General features: G+C 58.8%; 6 protein-coding genes. 3 read left to right on the top strand and 3 right to left on the bottom strand.

All coding sequences use genetic code 11. From position 1 onward, the window contains the following. Positions 1–20: 20 nt before the first annotated feature. Positions 21–7,349, bottom strand: coding sequence for an Ig-like domain-containing protein (locus BGE01nite_RS01180; RefSeq protein WP_170266512.1), 7,329 nt, complete (start codon positions 7,347–7,349; stop codon positions 21–23). Positions 7,350–7,861: 512 nt separating this feature from the next. After that, a complete protein-coding gene (locus BGE01nite_RS01175; RefSeq protein ID WP_146848418.1) occupies positions 7,862–8,527 on the bottom strand; it encodes a magnesium chelatase subunit ChlI family protein in 666 nt (221 codons plus the stop codon). A 71-nt stretch (positions 8,528–8,598) separates the two neighbouring features. On the opposite strand from BGE01nite_RS01175, the gene BGE01nite_RS01170 reads away from it, so the two are divergent. Continuing rightward, positions 8,599–9,051, top strand: coding sequence for a LexA family protein (locus tag BGE01nite_RS01170; RefSeq protein ID WP_146848417.1), 453 nt, complete (start codon positions 8,599–8,601; stop codon positions 9,049–9,051). Between the two features lie 6 nt (positions 9,052–9,057). Beyond that, positions 9,058–13,239: a DNA polymerase III subunit alpha gene (dnaE, locus tag BGE01nite_RS01165; RefSeq protein WP_146848416.1), complete on the top strand. Its 4,182-nt coding sequence runs from the start codon at positions 9,058–9,060 to the stop codon at positions 13,237–13,239. 248 nt (positions 13,240–13,487) lie between these two features. Here dnaE and BGE01nite_RS01160 read toward each other — a convergent pair whose 3' ends face one another. After that, on the bottom strand, positions 13,488–14,027 hold the full coding sequence (locus BGE01nite_RS01160) for a lipocalin family protein (RefSeq protein ID WP_281292021.1): 540 nt from the start codon (positions 14,025–14,027) through the stop codon (positions 13,488–13,490). A gap of 178 nt (positions 14,028–14,205) precedes the next feature. Here BGE01nite_RS01160 and BGE01nite_RS01155 point away from each other — a divergent pair, with 178 nt between their 5' ends. Further along, on the top strand, positions 14,206–17,991 hold the full coding sequence (locus tag BGE01nite_RS01155; RefSeq protein ID WP_146848414.1) for a PAS domain-containing protein: 3,786 nt from the start codon (positions 14,206–14,208) through the stop codon (positions 17,989–17,991). The last annotated feature ends 14 nt before the right edge of the window (positions 17,992–18,005 follow it).

Here is an 18,005-nt window from a genome sequence, read left to right as displayed (position 1 = left end):
GGTGGGCAGCAGGAAAGGGATCAGCGCTGGAGCAGAATGGAGGAGGTGCGGAACAGCCCCTTTTTACCGGGGACCGGCACACGGATGAGACCGGCGCCGACGGTGCCGTCAGACAAACCGCGGAGCACGACTCCGCTCACAGCAGCGGACTTGGTCACAAGGTTCAGAGAGGTCGCAGGCAGATTCAGCGTGCCTGTGAGGGCTCCATCCGCCTTGTTGATCTTGCCCGTCCAGGCCACCGTTGTGACTCCCGCAGGTGGGGAGTTCGTCAGCGCGAAGGTGGTCGCAAGCTTGAGGGCCGTTGGCAGGATGTGAGTGGAACCCGCTTCGGTGCTCAAAGCTCCGCCATCGATCTCCACATTGAACGTGTCAGCCGTGAGACCCAGGGCAGTGCTCATGTCGGCCGAGGTTTTGATCACACCTAATGGGGTCGTGATCGCGTTGACCGGCAGCGGGAGCGCGAAGCCAGCATCATAACTCAGCTCCTTGGCATCTGCGGCTTTGAACCAGAAGGCACCGGTGACAACCGCCGGGCTCAAGGCAGCTGGCTGGCCGAGATTTGGAACTGGCAGCACACCGCCGAAGTAGGAGGCCACTTTGTTCAGATAGGGCTGCACCCAGACCAGCGACTGGCCGGTGACACCGAGACGCAGGGAGAGGGTCACCTTCTGCCCGTCACCCAGCTCGCCTGCCAGGTTGATGGCACCGGTAGTGGTCACGGATCCCTTGGCCCAGCCAAAGCCGGCGGGATAGGCCACGCCGTCCTGAGCTCCTGCATCCAACACCGCTGTCATCGGGCGTGCGACGGGAACACTGCCACCGGTAGTGGCGACACGCATGCCGCGGAGATTGCTGCCAGAAGGCGTGCCCGCATGGGTGCCGGTGATCAGCGGAGTGTCGACGTCGAGCACGACCTGCAAGTCGACCTGCGGAACGTTCTTGGCAGACTTGAAGAGCATGGGCAAAGTCACTTTGCGGCTGCCAGGCTGCAGCACAAACGTGCCCGTCGCGGTGCGGCGTGCGGCGCCCAGCACATCGAGGTTCGCCGACCAGGAGCCTGCCTTGGTCACCGCCACGCGGACGATGCCGAGAGGCTGCGCGGAAGCATTTTCCAGAAGGGCCTCGTAATTGCCTAACAAACGAGATGGGAAGGCATCCACCGCGATCGGGATCTTGATGGCCTTCACGACAGTCTTGCCGCTCAGGATCTGCACCTGCAGATCATAGAAGGCCTCGAGTCCGGTCAGGATGCCGGTCAGGCGACCCGTCTTGATATCGAACTTCAATCCTGCCGGGATCTTGCCGACCAGCTTCAGAGTCTGCCCAGGCAGGAGATACAGCGTGAAGTTCATGTCCACGCGCTCACCGACGCGGAAGCGGGACCTCGGATCGCTGCCGAGAATCATCTCAGTGAGGTCGGACATGCCGTCACCATCTGTGTCCTGGCCCAGAACAGGCGGCACCGAGTCGGAGCGGAGATTTAGGTTTTGATTTCGAGTGTCGAGATCCTGGCTGACATCGATCGAGCGATACGCGAGGGCCAGGCTGCCATGACGATTTTGAATGTGGTGCACCAGCGCGTCCTGCTCGCTCTCGGCATTGTTAGGCAGTTGCGGAGCCGCGGTGAAGTCGGTGGCCTCGCTGACCACAGAGCTCAGCGTGCCATTGGCCAGCAAGTAGCGGAAGTTGTCGCCGTGTGTCTTGATCGGATAGCCCTCGCCGCCGTTGGCGAGACCGTTCAGCGTCACCACACGAATCAGGGCTGGCGCGCTGCTCAGCGGGCCTGTGCCCACATTACCCGTTTTATAAACCGGGATGGAAGAGCCGTCTTCCTTCAACAGGGCGATCGAGACCACTCTGGATCCCACCGGCAGATCCGGATCCCAGGCAAACTGCACACCGCCGATCTGCGGGTAACGTGCTTGATTGCCGCCCTGCGCCACGCCGTGCTCAAGAATGGCCTTCAGACCCGCCGGCGTGGTTTCAAACACCATCAGGGGCTGATTGCCGCGCAGAGCGTTTTCGACGTCGAGCTGGGAAATGCCCCCCACCGGCTTGTCGAGAGCTGGATTACCCTGGGTGGACTGCTTCTGAACCAGTCCGTCCTTGTCCACCACCGCGCCAATCTGGCCCGTGATGCTGGCCGCGTTGCGCAGTGAGACAATCGGCTCCGTGCCGCCCAGGATCTGGCGCAGCGCCTGCTGGCTGGCATCAGCTGCGAGATTGCCCAGGTTCGTTTCCTGGTTGCGTGTGAAGGGAGCGGCGCCTTCCAGGTAGACGGCGGTATAACCATGAATGATGCTGTCCTTGGCATCGATCACCGCCTGCACCGCGCCGGTCACTCCGCGCACCTGCGCGCCCTTGGTGCCTGCGGCAAAGGCCGTGGTCTCCAGAGTCTCTTCCGTCGCGCCCCAGGCTGCGGCCACATTGGCCTCCGTGGAGGCATAGGCACCGCTTTCCGCGGCGTGGTCTGCCAGAGACTGGGAGATGATGGTTCCATCGAGATCAAAGTCCACCACCAGACGGCCGAGGTAGGTGTGCTCGCTGTCAGTGCTCACGATCAGCAGCGGTGTGCCATTCCGGTCTTCCGTGACCCGCGGATAGCTACCGTCAAAGCTGGCTTCGTGACCGTCAAACTCCACCGGCACATCGTTGCCATCGCCTAACCGGGAGTTTGACCCGGCGGCCACGATCACGTCCACGCCTGCGAGCTTGTTGGCCAGCGCGGTCTCGAGGCCGAGATCACGCAGGTGGGAGAGAAGCACGATCTTGTTGATGCCTTCAGAAGCGAGCTCATTCACATAGGGCTGAATCTGTCCGGCCAGCACGTCGAGGTTCACGGCATTGCCGCCTCTGACCGTCGTGCCTTCAAGCGTGGTCAAGGAAGCGAGCAACTGCGTGGTCACACCGACCAGGCCGATCTTCTCTCCACCCTTCACGACCACCGCGGTGGGCACCAAGCGACCTTTGAGAGTCGTGGCTGCGGGCACTGGAGTGTCATCCGTGTCCCGTGGCACGGTGGTGATCTGGCTGGCGAGTTCACCATCTCCGCTGAAGTCCAGGTTCAGAGCCAGGAGCGGGAATTGAGCTCCCGTCCAGGCACCGGAGGAGCGGAGGGCATTGGCGAAGACGGCAGAACCCAGGTCCCACTCATGGTGACCGATGGCGGAAGCCTCCACACCGATGAGATTGTTGATGGCGATCTCCGTGCGTCCGGGAGCCGTGGCACCGATCGCAGGAAGGACGTTGAGCTGGGCATCTGCACCGGCGCTCATGAAGGAACCCGGGATGAAACTGCCGCCACCGTTAACAATCAGTGTGTTCGTGTGGTCGTCCTCGAAAGCATCCACCAGGGCCGCCAGATTCGGTGCTGTTTGCGAGGTCAGCAGGCTGCCTTCGGCATCGCTGAAGTGCAGGAGCTGCAGCGTGAAAGAGACCGGCACGGTGAGGGCACCCTTGCCAGGCGAGCCAACATCCGTGGCACCCGGTGCCTGGAAGGCCTGATACACACCTGCCTTGGCCGCCACATAACGCGGAGCCGCGATGCCAGAAGGAACATCCCAGACCAGCGCATCTGTCTGCACACCACCGCCGGAGACACCCGCGTGACCACCGGCAGCAGCCGTACCGTTTGGCTTCAAGAAACCCTGCGCGGCATAGCTGAAGAAGAACAGCTCCCGACCCGTGGCATCATAGAGAGCCACACCGCCGTTCGGATCCAGGTCAGGTGCACCCACGGTCTGCAAAACCTGCACGCTGGGATCAAGCCCCCACCAAGTACGGAAGGCCGCAGGATCTGCTGTGGTGATGATGATGGACTCGCCCGCGGCGATGCTGGCACCGGCCGGGAACGCCCATGCCTGGGCAGTCACCGAGGAGCGGCGCTCATCATCCCAAGTGAAGCCCGCGAGGCTCACTGGAGCGCTGCCATGGTTGGTCAGCTCCCAGTAGTCAGCAGCACCGGGTGCGGCAGACTGGCTCGACTGGATCTCCGTGAGCAGCAGTGTGGGTGTTGGCAGATCGCCATCATCTTGAACAGTGACCACCACGGTGGCGAGTGACACACCCGGGCCTGCGGCGGCGAGCAGCACCTGCTGGTTGCCATCGGCGAGGACATCGTTGACGGCGGCCAGATCAAAGGTGGCGGAAGATTCCCCAGCGGCGATGACCACGGAGGCCGGAACCGTGGTTTCCGAGACATCCGCGGACACGAGCTGAACGGTCAATGCGCCCGTGACATCTCCATAGCGCCGAACGGTGCCCACGGCAGCCGTTGGGCCGCCAGCTTCACTGAAGGAGGCCGGTGCCACATCAATGGCGAGCAAGGTCGCCGGGTCAGCACCCGTGCCACCTGCGCCGCCAGGAGAGCCGACATCCGTTCCGCCAGGAGCGTTAACACCGCCACTTACACCTGTGCTGGCTGCCATGTAGCGCGGCAGGCCGCGGCCGGAATTCGGATCCCAGACCAGAGCCTGCGTGGCCAGACCGCCTGCCGAAGTGCCGGCGTGACCGCCGAGCGAGGGCAGACCATTGCTGCGCGTAAAACCGCCTGACGCATAGCTGAAGTAGAAAACCTCCGCGCCAGCGCCATCATAGAGCGCCACACCATCATTCTGCCCCAGGCCGGGAGAGCCTGGCGACTGGATGACACGTGCCGTGCCCGGCAGTCCCCACCAAGCCCTGAAGACCGCAGGATCCGCACCGGTAAAGACGATGGACTCGCCAGCTGCGATGCTGGTGCCAGCAGGCAGCGCCCAGGCCAGCGCAGCGGCACGGCTGCGGCCTGAGTCATGCCAGGTGTAACCATCGAGGGAGATCGTGTTTGCGCTAAAGTTGGTTAGCTCCCAGTAGTCACCCGCACCAGCCGGCGCCGTGGCCGAAGGGTTCGAATGCAGTTCCGTCAGCAGCAGATCAGGCAGCACACCCACGGTGATGTTCGCTGTCTGGACAGCCAGAGCGCCTTTGTCATCCGTGGCCACGGCGCGAATCACATGCGCACCCGATGATGCTCCCGTCCACAAGAAGCGATAGGGTTCTGCGGTGAACTCCGCAAGCTTCGTAGTGCCGTCAAAGAACTCCACCTTGGTCAAGGTGCCGTCCACATCGCTCGCGGATGCTGAGATGAGCATGGGCGTGGCGCTGCGGAAAATCTGGCCTTCCTTCGGTGTGTTCAGCACCAGCGACGGAGCCTGGTTCGTGAGCGGGGCGCCTGGCACCCACAGAGGTGCCCAGCCAGCGATGGGGATGCCATCACCGTCCTCGGGTCCGCGCACCTGGCCGGTGATACCACCCACGGAACTGGTGATGGTCGTTCCGGTGGCCTCATCGAGACCAAAGCGGGCCACCAAACCAGACGCGGACACCACCGAGGACTCCATGGTGGAGACGATTTCTTCCTTGCTGCGAGCATAGTTCCACGCACGCACCTCATCGATGGCTCCAAAGAAGGAACCCGCGCGCAGGCCGGCTGTGTTGAGAGCCGCGCCAATGGCGAAGCCATGATTGCTATCGTAACGCGGCATGGCACCAGGAGCCGTGGTGCGCGTGGCGACCAGCTTCCCGTCCAGGTAGAGCTTCCACTCACCCACCACGCCGTCATAGGCGACAGCGGCATGGTACCACTTTCCATTCACGACCGGGTCATGAGATCCATAGACCGCATAGTTGGTTCCACCTGGCACTCCCGTCGAAGGATAGGCTTCAAAGTCCGCGGCCAGGAAGCCGTCGGTCGTCACGCCTACCAAGAAGTTAGTATCGGTGTTGTTGTTGTCCGACTCACCACGGCCTTTGGAGAACAAGGGCTGCACCGTGATGCCTCCGGAGCCGGAACCTGCCGTGGCTCCGGGACCTTCCTTGCGGAACCAGCACTCAAGCGTGAAACACTTGGTAGGCGGACCACCAAGGCCCAGCTGCGGCACCGGCGCAGTCGCCGCATGCTCCACCAGACCGTCAAAGAAAAGCGCCGTGTGAGTGGGTGGATGCACGGGGTTCAGACGGACGATCGCTGTCACCGGCGTGCTCGTGGGAGCCAGACCGTCATTGTCCGTGGCACGAGCCACATACTGGTAACGGCCACCATCCAGGCCTGTCTGCTCCACCGAGTAGGGCTCGGTGTTGTCTGAACCAATGAAGAAACTGTTTCTGAAGAACTCCACCTGGGCCACATTGCCATTGAAGTCAGATGCATCGGCCGTGACGGTGAAGGAAGCCGGGCTGGTGAAGCTCTGGCCTTCCGTCGGCGAGGTCACAATGATGTCCGGCAGGATGGGCGCGCCAAAGAACACAAAGCTGAACATGTCTTCAGCCGCCGTGGCGCCGTTCTCCAGAACCGGCAGGGCCGTGGTGCTGACGATGTCGCGGCTTTCGATCACCCAGCGGTTGTTGATGGCATCCCACTGCGAGGACACGATGTTGTCAAAGTTGTTCGTGCCGCCGCCCTCAGCACTCACGATCAGAGTGCCGGTGTCCGCGCTGCCATTAGGAATGGTCAGGTACCACTGGCCGACGCCACCTTTGGTGATCGTGAAGTCGCCGCCTCTCACGTCTGTGGAGGCGTCGCTGTTCACACGGCCCAGTGCCTGCACGCGGTCTGTGCCCACCTTGCTGACTGGCACATAAACAAAGGTCACGGGATCCTGCTCCGTGCCTGTGCCATTGGAGCCGTTGTCACGAATGTGAAGACGCCAGGTGCCGTCTGCCTGCACCGCAGAGGAGCCATAGTTGTCCTCGTTCTTGGCGTGATTCACCAGGATCACACCATTCGCGGGAATGGCGGTCGGATCGGCAGAGCGCAGATCCAGCAGAGTCACACCCGAACCAATGTCGATCAGGTTCGAACCCAGCGCCAGGCTGGGGCTGCCGTTGAAGCGGTCCAGAGGCAGGCCATTGCCCCGGTCCGAGATCCAGCCTGTTCCGCTCAGGTATTGATCATAAGGGAAGTAGGCGAACGAGATATCGATATTGACCTCCGATCCCTGGGCCGCGCGCTCCGTGGCCATGAAATAGGAGATGGGCGGATCATCTCCCGCCGGAGTAGCCACGGACACCGTTGCATAGAACTGCCCGATCGTGTCACCGGAAGCGTTGTTGTTACGCCCGTTCTGCGCGATCGACGCGATCAGCGCGCCGGAGGTGAAGTCATTGGCGTTGAGGAAGCTGATCGCAAAGTCGCCGCGGCTCGAAGAGAAAGGGATGGGCTCCCAGCGCAATGTGCCGCCCGGGCCGCGAAACAAGGTGACAGACGTGGCTGTGTTGAGCTCGTCATTCTGCCGCACCAGCATGGTGCCGAACTGCAAGGAGGGTTGCGGAATCGTCACCTGCGCATTCAGGCAAGGCGACAACACTGCCATGACAAACGCCAGGATCATACCGCGCACAAGACACGGACGAACTCCAGCAGCAGACAGATCTCGGGGGGAAAGACACATCATATGAAGATGTGATCCAAAGCATCCCAATCACTTCTCAGCCACGTCATAAGCGTGACGAAACTGACGTTTGAAGATCACGATATGCGTTCAAACGCAGATGATGACTGTCACAGAAACGTTGCACGAAACTCAAAGAAGTCAGCGCTCGCATTCTCCCGCAGCGCCCGCACTTCAATCACAACTGTTCGAAGTGAATGCTTTATCACACACGAACAGCGGCGGACGGCCTCATTAGTCGCAAATCAAAATAATTTGTTAGGCGGAAATATGTGACAACCTGGTTGGGCAGGCTTTCAACCCTGTGGCGCGAATGCCCGGCATCTCGCAAACCAGCGAACTGCGTCTTGTGTGTCAGAGCTGAAACACTGCCATGCGCTTCCGGTGGTCTTTGAAGCATCCACGCCCGCGTTTATGGATGCTTGCGGAATAGCCTAGCTCCACAGATTCCGGTCCAACGTACGGTAGTTCACAGCTTCCAGAACGCTGTCCGCATCAATTCGCTCAAGACCTTTGAGATCGGCAAGGGTGCGGGAAACTTTCAGGATGCGGTCATGGGCCCGCGCTGAAAAGCTGATCTCTCCCATGGCATGCTCCATCAAGCTTCCGCACTCGGCATCCAGCTCACAATACTTTTTGGTTAGGCGTGGAGTCATGCCGCTGTTGGTGTGGATGCCTTTATGACCTTTGAAGCGCTCTGTCTGAACGGCGCGCGCTTTCTCCACACGCAGACGAATGGCCTCGGAAGACTCTCCTGGCTGGCTGTCCGCCAGTGCCTTGTAGTCCACCAGCGGCACGTCCACATGCAGGTCGATGCGATCCAGGAGCGGACCGCTGATGCGCTGACGATAGCGCTGGATGATGGGAGTGGTGCAGCGGCAGGCGCGCTTGAGGTCACCGTAAAAACCGCATGGGCACGGGTTGGAGCGGGGCGGACGCCAGCACGAACTTTTGCTCGTCTGCCATTTTGCTTTTTTAGCATAAATGTATATAAACCAACATGTTACGCCAAGAAAAAGCCTAGTCGGATCGAAAATGAAAGCTGATCCCTTGGCGATCGCTCGACCTGTAGGCGCTTTTGGTGAGCGGGGCGGAGACAAGGATGGCCATGCTACCTCAAAAACTGAACAGACGGACTTGAAACTGTTCTAAAGAACATCAATTTTGGAGGATGTTTGCTGCCCGCCCTTTGCTCGCCTTGGATCTTCTTTGGGTTTCCAAAGGCCGCTCGTGGCTGCGACACCAAGTGCCGTTGTTGGGTAGTATTATTGCAGGTAAACCTGAATTTCAGGAAAGCCGGATCGAGGCCTGCATTGATATCGATCCAGCCACGCTGCGCCTCCCCAGCAATGCCCGGACGTTTGCCCTGAAGGTGCGAGGCGATTCAATGCGAAACGCGGGAATTTTTGAAGGCGATATCGTCATCATGGAATTTCGGGATGCCACGCACGGCGATATCGTCGCCGCGCTGATCGACGGCGAAACCACCCTCAAGCGTTTCGTGGTGCAGAGAGGCGTGCCATACCTGCGCGCCTCCAACCCCCAATATCCCGACCTGATACCGGCGCAGGAACTGGTGATTCAGGGCGTTCTTATCGCCTTGCTGAGGCTTTTAGAGAGGTAATGGCAAATGATCCTGCATTTCGACGCCGACGCGTTCTACGCCTCCGTGGAGCAGGCAGCGGATAAAAAGCTGCGGGGACGTCCCGTGGCCGTGGGGGGAGAACGTCGGGGCATCATCGCTTCTGCCAGCTACGAAGCCCGGAAGCTGGGCATTTACACGCCCATGCCCACGGTCAAGGCCCGCAAGCTTTGCCCCGGCCTGATCGTCCTCCCCTGCGACTTTGAGCTCTACGAGCGCTTCTCGCGGCTCATGTTCTCGTATGCCTATGACTTCACGCCGATCGTGGAACTGGCTTCGATTGACGAATGCTACCTGGATCTGCATGGCGCCCGCCAAACAAAGGCCTGCGATGCGGCCGCCAGAATGCAGAACGCGATCGCCCAAAGCCTGAAACTCTCCGTTTCCGTGGGCGTCGGTTCGAACAAGCTGGTTTCTCAAATCGCCAGCAAGCTTCGCAAGCCCCACTGCTACATTGAAGTAGCGCCAGGTTTCGAGCAGGGGTTTCTTTGGCCCCTGGAAAACAAATGGCTGCCGCAGGTAGGCCCTGCCCTCGCCGCCAAACTCAACACGGCAGGGTTACGCCGCATTGAGCACATCGCACACACACCCACAGATGAACTCTCATTGCTCGTTGGGAACGGCGCGCCTGCACTGCGGGAGTATGCTTTGGGGCACGACCAGCGGCCCGTAGTGTGTGATGCACCCGAGGCGAAAAGTTATGGCGAGCAGGAAACCTTCAATCAGGACACAACCGACAACGTGTTCATCATAGCCAGGCTGCGGGCAATGGCCGACGCGCTCATGCGCCGAGTCCGTTCGGATGGGAAGAGTATTCGCACGGTCACCTTGCGCCTGCGATACAATGACATGGACGAGGTGACCCGTTCCGCCAGCCTCGATGAACCCACCGACCTGGAACATGATCTCTACCCCTTGCTTACTCCCCTGCTCAAGCGAGCCTGGGAGCGGCGGGTAAGCGTGCGCCTCATTGGCCTTCGTTACACTAAAATCTACGAAGCGGGATTTAGCGCCATGCTTCCGCTGGAGACCTCCGACGTAAAGCGCGAGAGACTGCACACGCTGGCGCTTGTCATTGACGACCTGCGCAGTTCCCAGCGCAGCATTATGCGTGGCCATGATTTATGGCTGACCCAGCAGAAGAACGCTCCCCGCCAGACCTTGCCCAAACCCCGGCAAACTGCCGATCATGCCACAGTGACGAATCGTGTTCTTCGCGAACGTCCCGGCGAGTCGCTGATCTTCATCCCCCAGAGCACCCCAAAAGCAGCGTCTGCACTCAACGTGAAGAGTTGTTTTAGCTTCCTCGACTCCACGCTCACGATTCCTGCCATCATTGAGGCAGCCGTGGAGCTCGACATGCCTGCGGTTGCCATCACCGACTCAAATCTACACGCTGCTGTCCCGTTCTTCCAGGCGGCCACCGCTGCCGGAATCAAGCCCATCATCGGCGCTGAGCTCCGCTGTGATCAAAAGCAGCTGCTCGCGTATGTGCAGAATCAATGTGGCTACGCAAACCTATGTCACTTGTTGTCAGCCCCGAAGATAACCCATCCACTGCTCTACGAACGTCAGGAGGGGCTGATATTTGTTCCTGCCGCTTCACAGCCCGAGGTTCGATATCGCTCCGGCGAAGATAAGGTGTTCTTCGACATTCTCCAGAGCATGAAGACGCTCACTCTCCTGCATGAGCCGCACCCGCAAAAAAGGAAGGGCAGTTTTCTCTTCCGCGAGGGGCAGCCTGCCGAGGACATTGTCGAGAGGTGCGAGTTCACCTTCGACTTCAAAACCCTGCGCTTCCCACGCTATACGCCGACAGATGGTTCTACACCTGCTGCGATGCTCCGGCGTCTCTCGCAGGAGGGCTTACGCCAGCGCTATGGCCGCAAGGCAAAGTTGCACGAGGCGCAGTTATCCGAAGAACTATCCATCATCGGCGAAGTTGGTTATGAGGAATATTTTCTCACCGTCTGGCATCTGCTTCAGGAATGCGCCGAGCTTGGCATTGGTTGGATCACTCGTGGTAGCGCTGCCGACTCACTCGTTTGCTACGCTCTTGGCATCAGCAACGTGTGCCCCATCCGGTTCGAGCTGTATTTCAAGCGCTTCCTGAATCGTGATCGCATGGCCCTGCAAAAGCTCCCGGACATCGACATTGATTTCGCGCACGATCGTAAAGACGACGTTGTGCGACTGTTGCTCGACCGCTACGGCCCTGAGCACGCCGCCATCGTTGGAGGCTTCAACACCTTCCAGGCACGTTCCGCCTTTGGTGATGTCGCCAAGGTGCTCGGTGTTGCCGAGAACGAGATCCGCCGCCTAACCGAACACATGCCATGGACGGATGCGCGCCACGCCGCCGATGCCGTCGCAATGTCTCGCGAGTGCGATAACACCACCTGGAAAGAAGAGCCGCTGCGCACGGCGCTGCTCATGGCCGAAATGCTCGACGGCTTCCCACGCTACGCGAAGATGCATCCCTGCGGCGTCGTGCTGTCCCGTGATCCCATCCACAGCCTCACCCCCACCTTCATCAGCACCAAAGGCTGGCAGACGACACACTTTGACATGGACGCCGTCGAGGCCGTGGGGCTGATCAAGCTCGACATCCTCGCGCAAGGAGGCCTCGCTGTGCTGCGAGACACGCAGGCATTGGTCCCGGCTTTGAATCTCCACTCTCTTGAAGTCGGTCTCGCGGGTGACACAGAAAACCCACCACGAGCAGGCGAAGTCGAGCCGTGGAGTGATCCTGGTGTCTGGAACATGATCGCCACTGGTAATGCACGCGGCGTTCATCATATCGAAAGCCCAGCCATGACAAGCCTCGCCTGCATGGCAGACGTGCGTGATATTGACCGTCTCATCGCCATTGTTTCAGTCATTCGTCCTGGCGCAGCCAATGGTCTCAAGAAAGCTCAGTTCGCTCGGCGTGCGCAAGGTCTCGAACCCGTGGACTACACGCACGAAAGCCTTACCACTGTTTTGCGCTCCACCTTTGGCGTCGTGGCCTATGAGGAGCACATCCTGCAAATCTGCGAGGCCTTTGCCGGACTGCCGCCAGGCCGGGCCGATGTCCTCCGCCGTGCCCTGGTGAAGCAGGATATGAAGAAGGTCGAGGAAGTCCGTCACGAGTTCATCGCTGCCGCTATCGCTCGTGCTCACGAGGAAACGACCATTGCCAAGGTTTGGGATCTTGTGGCGGGCTTTCAGGGCTATGCATTCTGCCGGGCTCACTCTACAGCCTACGGAGTCGAGGCTTATCAGGGAGCTTATGCTAAACACTACCATCCTGCTGAGTTCATGGCCGGAGTGCTCACGAACGGGAAGGGCTTCTACTCGCCGCTGGTCTACACGTTGGAGTGCCGCCGCATCGGCATCGGCTTTCTTCCTCCCGACGTAAACCACCTCAGCGATGCTTTCACCGTCGCGCGTTCCGAAAGCCCCACCGGCACGCCAGGTCTTCCGCTGGGGAAAGCTATACGCGTGCCCCTTCGCTGCATCAAAGACCTCTCTGAGGCCACGCTGACGCGCTGCCGGGGTGAAAGGGCCCGTGCCCCCTTCAACAGCGTGCGTGATTTCTGCGAACGCGTGCGCCCGGAAGGGCCTGAAGCCTTGAACCTGATTCGCGCTGCTGCATTCGACAGCCTTGGCAGCAATCGGACAGAGCAGTTCTGGCGTTGTCTCCATGCCTCACGCGATGCCCATACAGGGGCCCAGTGGCTTTTCCACGGTGCCACCGAAGCCGACATTCGTGCTACCTTCCGAGAAGAACCCACCCCCCAGCAGAAGCTCCACGATGAGCTAGAACTATTCGGCTACACCGTCACCGGCCATCCCCTCGACCTTCATGCGCAGATTGCCTGGCACACGTATTGTCCCATTGCCGACCTGCACCGCTACCATGGCCAGCGGGTGACGGTGTGCGGCCTCATCATTGTAAGCCGCCACCACACGCAGCAGAACGGTCAGCCCATGAAGTTCATCTCCATCTGCGACCGCAGCGGTATAGTGGAGTGCGAGATTTTCGCTGCCGCCTACCGTATGCACGGGCTGAACACTATCCGCTATCCCGTCGTGCAGATCACAGGTGAAGTGAAACCATTTGAAAATGGGCGAGGCTATACGCTGGAGGTCTTAAGAGTTGGAAAGCCCCGAAGTCACAAGAGTTAGCGTTCCCTGGCAATGATTTGCGCCATCTCATTCGTTGAGGGGGCTTCAAAAGCGCTGTCTTAGGATGATGCATAACTTCTCAAGACCGATGGGGTTTAACGAGATATTCATCAAACCCAGCCTGCCTGGCGGTCTCTTGATAATCCGCGCTACCTATAGCCGCTCATCACGATGAGCAGCAGGTTCTCCAACTCCGGCGTCGGGCGCAACTGCCGTGCGGCCTCAGTCTCAAGCCTTTATCAGTCACGCTACTTTCGCTGCTGTGAAGGATCTTCAGGTGCCTTCGCGACCTGGGGCACACGGATAAACTTGGACGTGTCATATCCTGCCCGCTTGAAGACCTCCATCAGTTCTTGATACTGGTTTTCGGGAAGCGTGCGCTCGCGCGCAAGCACCCATCCAAATTTGCGCGAGGGATGTGCGATAGCGACCCGCGAATAATCAGGCGCAATATGAAGAATAACGTAGCTCGCGCTGAATAAGGGAAAGAGCCGCATCTTCCACCGTGCGTTGCTCCCATCAGATCGCACACGACCTGAGAAATCGTGGGTCTTAACCGGAGCGTCGAAGCTCTTTTCACGCCAGGCGAAGTGAACATCAACCCGGCTATCTCCCTTTAACGTGTAGGTCTCGACAGCGTCCACAAAGTCACGCTCCAGCTTGTTATCCATGCACGCAATCACCCGCCAGGGTCCCATGTACCGTTGAAGATCGACACGAGCAGCGGGGGTGAGGGGCTTACGCGGCAGAGTAGTGCAAGACGTGCACAACGCTGCAAAATAGCCCATAAATGAAGTATAGAAGCGCATCGTTTGTTTGGATATCGCTTCTGGTGCCGATTCTGCTCGTGCCAAGTGCGGAAGATGGATTGCGAAGAGTGCACGCAGCGTAGCGCAGGATCATCCCTGTACATTTGGCGATGATATGCTTTATTTTGACGTCAGATATCTCTAATCTGTTTCGCGTATGCCCCTTGCCGACTCCTTGCACGAGATGCGTGCCGCAAACGTTTCTCACAGCGAAGCCGAAACTCTTTCATTCCTGAATCGTCTGACTCAAGCGGTTCTGGGTCGCTCATCCCCTGAAGAAATTATTGGAATAGTCGAAAAGATGCTGGGAGAGCACCTGGGGGTGTCCCGTGTTTTGGTAGCCGAAGCATCACCAGACGGTGAAACCGTTTCTGTCCCGCAAACATGGGAGACTGAGGGGATGCCCAAGCTGCAAGCGACAACTCACAGACTCTCAGATTACGGTGAGCGTCTGCTTGCTGACTACCGGTTAGGCCGCACGCATGTGCGCCGCGATGCCTCTGCCGAGTATCCGGCTGGTGCGGAGTTGAACGCTCTTACAGAAATCGGGGCGCTTGCTGCCATCGATGTTCCCGTTCTTATCGAAGGTAAGTTCTGCATGCTTTTTGTTGTTCATCAGTGTGGCGCACGAGACTGGACACAGGGCGAGATTTCGCTGGTCCAGCAAGTGGCGGACCGTACAGCGGCCGAAGTAAGGCGAGCCAGGGCGCTGCGTGAGGTCCAAGCCAGCGAACTTAGATTCCGACAAATGGCCGATTCCATGCCTCAGATCGTCTGGACGGCGGGAGCGGACGGTGTGATTGATTACTACAATGGCAAGTGGCTAGAGTACACTGGCCTGCCATCGGAACTGGCGGCGAGGCAGCCCGGCCACGAACTTCCTTTCCATAAAGAGGATGTACTGCGCATGAGCGAAGCATGGGAGCGAGCGCTGATGACTGGAAAACAATTCGAACATGAGGTGCGGCTGCGACGTGGACACGATGGAAGTTACCGATGGTTTATCAATCGCGGCCTGCCTGTTTCAGACGCAGGTGGCTCGGGAAGCCGATGGTATGGAACTCTCACTGACATCCACGACCAGAAAATGTTGGCGGAGGCAAGTTTCCGCAATGAGGCCCGTCTGGGCTCTGCCCTTACATTAGCAGACATGGGCACCTTTGACTGGGACATGTTGTCTGATCAGGTAACAATGGATATCCACAGCCGCGAGTTGTTTGGCTTTGACGCAGAACAGCCCATCTCTTCAACGGATGTTTTCGGGCGCATTGTGCCATCCATGATGCAAACCGTCCGCGACGAGGTGACAAAGGTCCTACAAAAGCGCAGACAAAGACTGGAGGTTGAATATGACGTCTGCCATCCCAATGGAGAAATTCGCACCGTCATTAGCATGGGAAACATTGCGATGGGTGCAGATGGCATGCCCGAGCGAATATACGGCGTGTTCGGTGATGTGACAAATCGCAGGCAGGTGGCGAAAGAGCGTGAGCAATTCATCCGCACCATCGAAACCGAGAAGGCGAATCTGGCGGCCGTCGTAGAGCAGGCACCTGCGTTTATCTGCATTCTGCGCGGCCCAGACCACATATTCGAACTGGCCAATGACGGCTACTATCGTCTGGTCGGTCGGCGCAATCTGATCGGTCTTCGAGTTCGGGAAGCCTTGCCTGAAGTTGTTGGACAAGGTTTTTTTGAAATGCTGGACGAAGTCTACTCAACTGGCAGGCCGATCAGCGGGACAGAGGTGCCTGCCCTGCTCGGACCTGAACATTTGGGTGATGACAGACAACGCTTCGTTAACTTTGTTTACCAAGCTCTCCGGGCTCCCGACGGGAATATTAATGGTGTGTTCGTGCATGGAGTAGATGTGACCGAAGCAGTGCTCGCGCGTGAGGCTATCGTCACCAGTGAGCGTCAGCGCAAGGCTGCCCTCGATGCTGCAGGTATTGGTGCATTCAACATTGATCTTCGGACCCTTGCGCTCGAGTCCGACGAGCGCTTCCGCGCCATTTTTGGGGTGGCGGATGACATCCTGAGTTATGAGCAGGCTTTTGCCATCATCCATCCAGACGACCGTCAACTGGTGCGTAACAAAGTTGCCGCCGCCATTGATCCCTTGGATCCCCAGCCCTATGCCTGTGAGTACAGGGTGGTACATGCCGATGGATCAGTTCACTGGGTCACTGCGCGGGGTAGGGCGGCGTATGAAGGCCATGGAACGGACAGGCATCTCGCCAGCTTTGACGGCACTGTCATCGACATCACCGGGAAGAAAAAGGCGGAAGATGAGCTGGCTTTTCAGCGCCATCAACTTGAACTGATTTTTCGGGAGTCTCCTGCCGCCATGGCGTTGTGGCGTGGCGACGATCTCATCTTCGAGCGCGTTAATCCGGAGTATCAAAGATGGTTTGGCCAGAGGACGCTGGTGGGCAAGTCTCTTTTAGAGGCGGTGCCCGAACTGGCAGGTCAAGAATTTGATGAAATGCTGAGGCAAGTCCTCCACAGCGGAAATCCCTTCACAGGCACGGAAATGCTAGCACGCTTTACGCGTGAAGGCACGGATTCCGTCGAAGACCGCTATTTCGACTTCACCTATCTTCAAGTATGCGATCCCGAAGGTCACCCCTATGGCGTGTATGATCATGCTGTCGATGTCACCAGCCGTGTCTTGGCAAGGCAGGCATTGGAGAAGAGCCAGGCACTACTAGAGCAGGCGTTGTCTGATAGGCAGTCCCTCCTTGATGCAGAACGAGCGGCGCGAATGGAGGCTGAGCAGGCCAGCCGCATGAAGGATGAGTTCCTTGCCACGCTATCACACGAACTTCGCACTCCCCTCAATGCCATCGTCGGTTGGACACAACTCCTTCAGATGATTCCAGATCCATCGGGAGAACTTACAGAGGGCTTGGAAATCATCTCCCGAAATGCGCGCGCCCAAACCCAGATCATTGAAGATATCTTGGACATGAGTCGCATCGTGAGCGGCAAACTTCGGCTTACGATTCGAGCCGTTAATCTCACGGAGATCGTCCGTGTGGCTGTCGACACACTGCAACCGGCTGCCAATGGTAAAGGCGTTCAGCTTCATTTTGAAGCAGCGAAGGTCACTGAGTCTTTCCCCGGCGACCCAAATCGTCTCCAGCAGGTATTTTGGAACCTGCTCTCCAATGCCGTCAAATTCACACCGAAAGGTGGTAAAGTGCACGTAGGCGTCCGAACAATGGGAGGCAACATTGAGGTCTGTGTCACCGACAACGGTCAGGGTATCGCGCCTGAGTTTCTACCATACGTGTTTAACCGTTTCCGCCAGGCCGACGCGAGCACTACGCGGGTTCATGGAGGGCTCGGGCTAGGATTATCCATTGTGCGGCAGATTGTCGAAATGCACGGAGGAACGGTTCGTGTGCTCAGCCCTGGCAAAGGACTCGGAGCATCCTTTATCATCAGCCTGCCGACTCATTCACAGGTCAGCGATGGAAGAGAACAATTGGAAGTCGCAAGCCAGCCTTCAGGCCATGAAGAGCTGGGCATCTCAGACCGTTCTGACGATCATCCTTTGCAGGGGATTGATGTGGTCGTGGTGGATGATGAGGCCGATGCTGTTGCATTTGTGCAACGCCTGTTAACAGCGGCAGGCGCAAGAGTCCGTATTGCGTGCTCTGCCACCGACGCTCTCACGCTAATTCAGACAAAATCCCCTGATGTTCTGGTTAGCGATATTGGCATGCCGGTTGAAGACGGCTATTCCCTCATGCGTAAAGTGCGAGCATTGCCCTCCGCTGCCGGTGGCAAGCTCGCAGCAATCGCGTTAACGGCGTACGCCCGCTCAATCGACCGGGTGAAAGCCCTGGATGCTGGATTTCAGATGCATATCTCAAAACCGGTCGATCCATCTGAACTCATCGCCTCAGTTGCAGCTTTGGTTAGGGCTCAAAGCTGAACCGAGGCAGCGAG

The sequence above is a fragment of the Prosthecobacter gellanilyticus genome, from assembly GCF_007992435.1.
Taxonomy (GTDB): domain Bacteria; phylum Verrucomicrobiota; class Verrucomicrobiia; order Verrucomicrobiales; family Verrucomicrobiaceae; genus Prosthecobacter; species Prosthecobacter gellanilyticus.
Note: the sequence above shows the minus strand (reverse complement) of the source record. Positions and strands in the feature narration are given on the sequence as shown.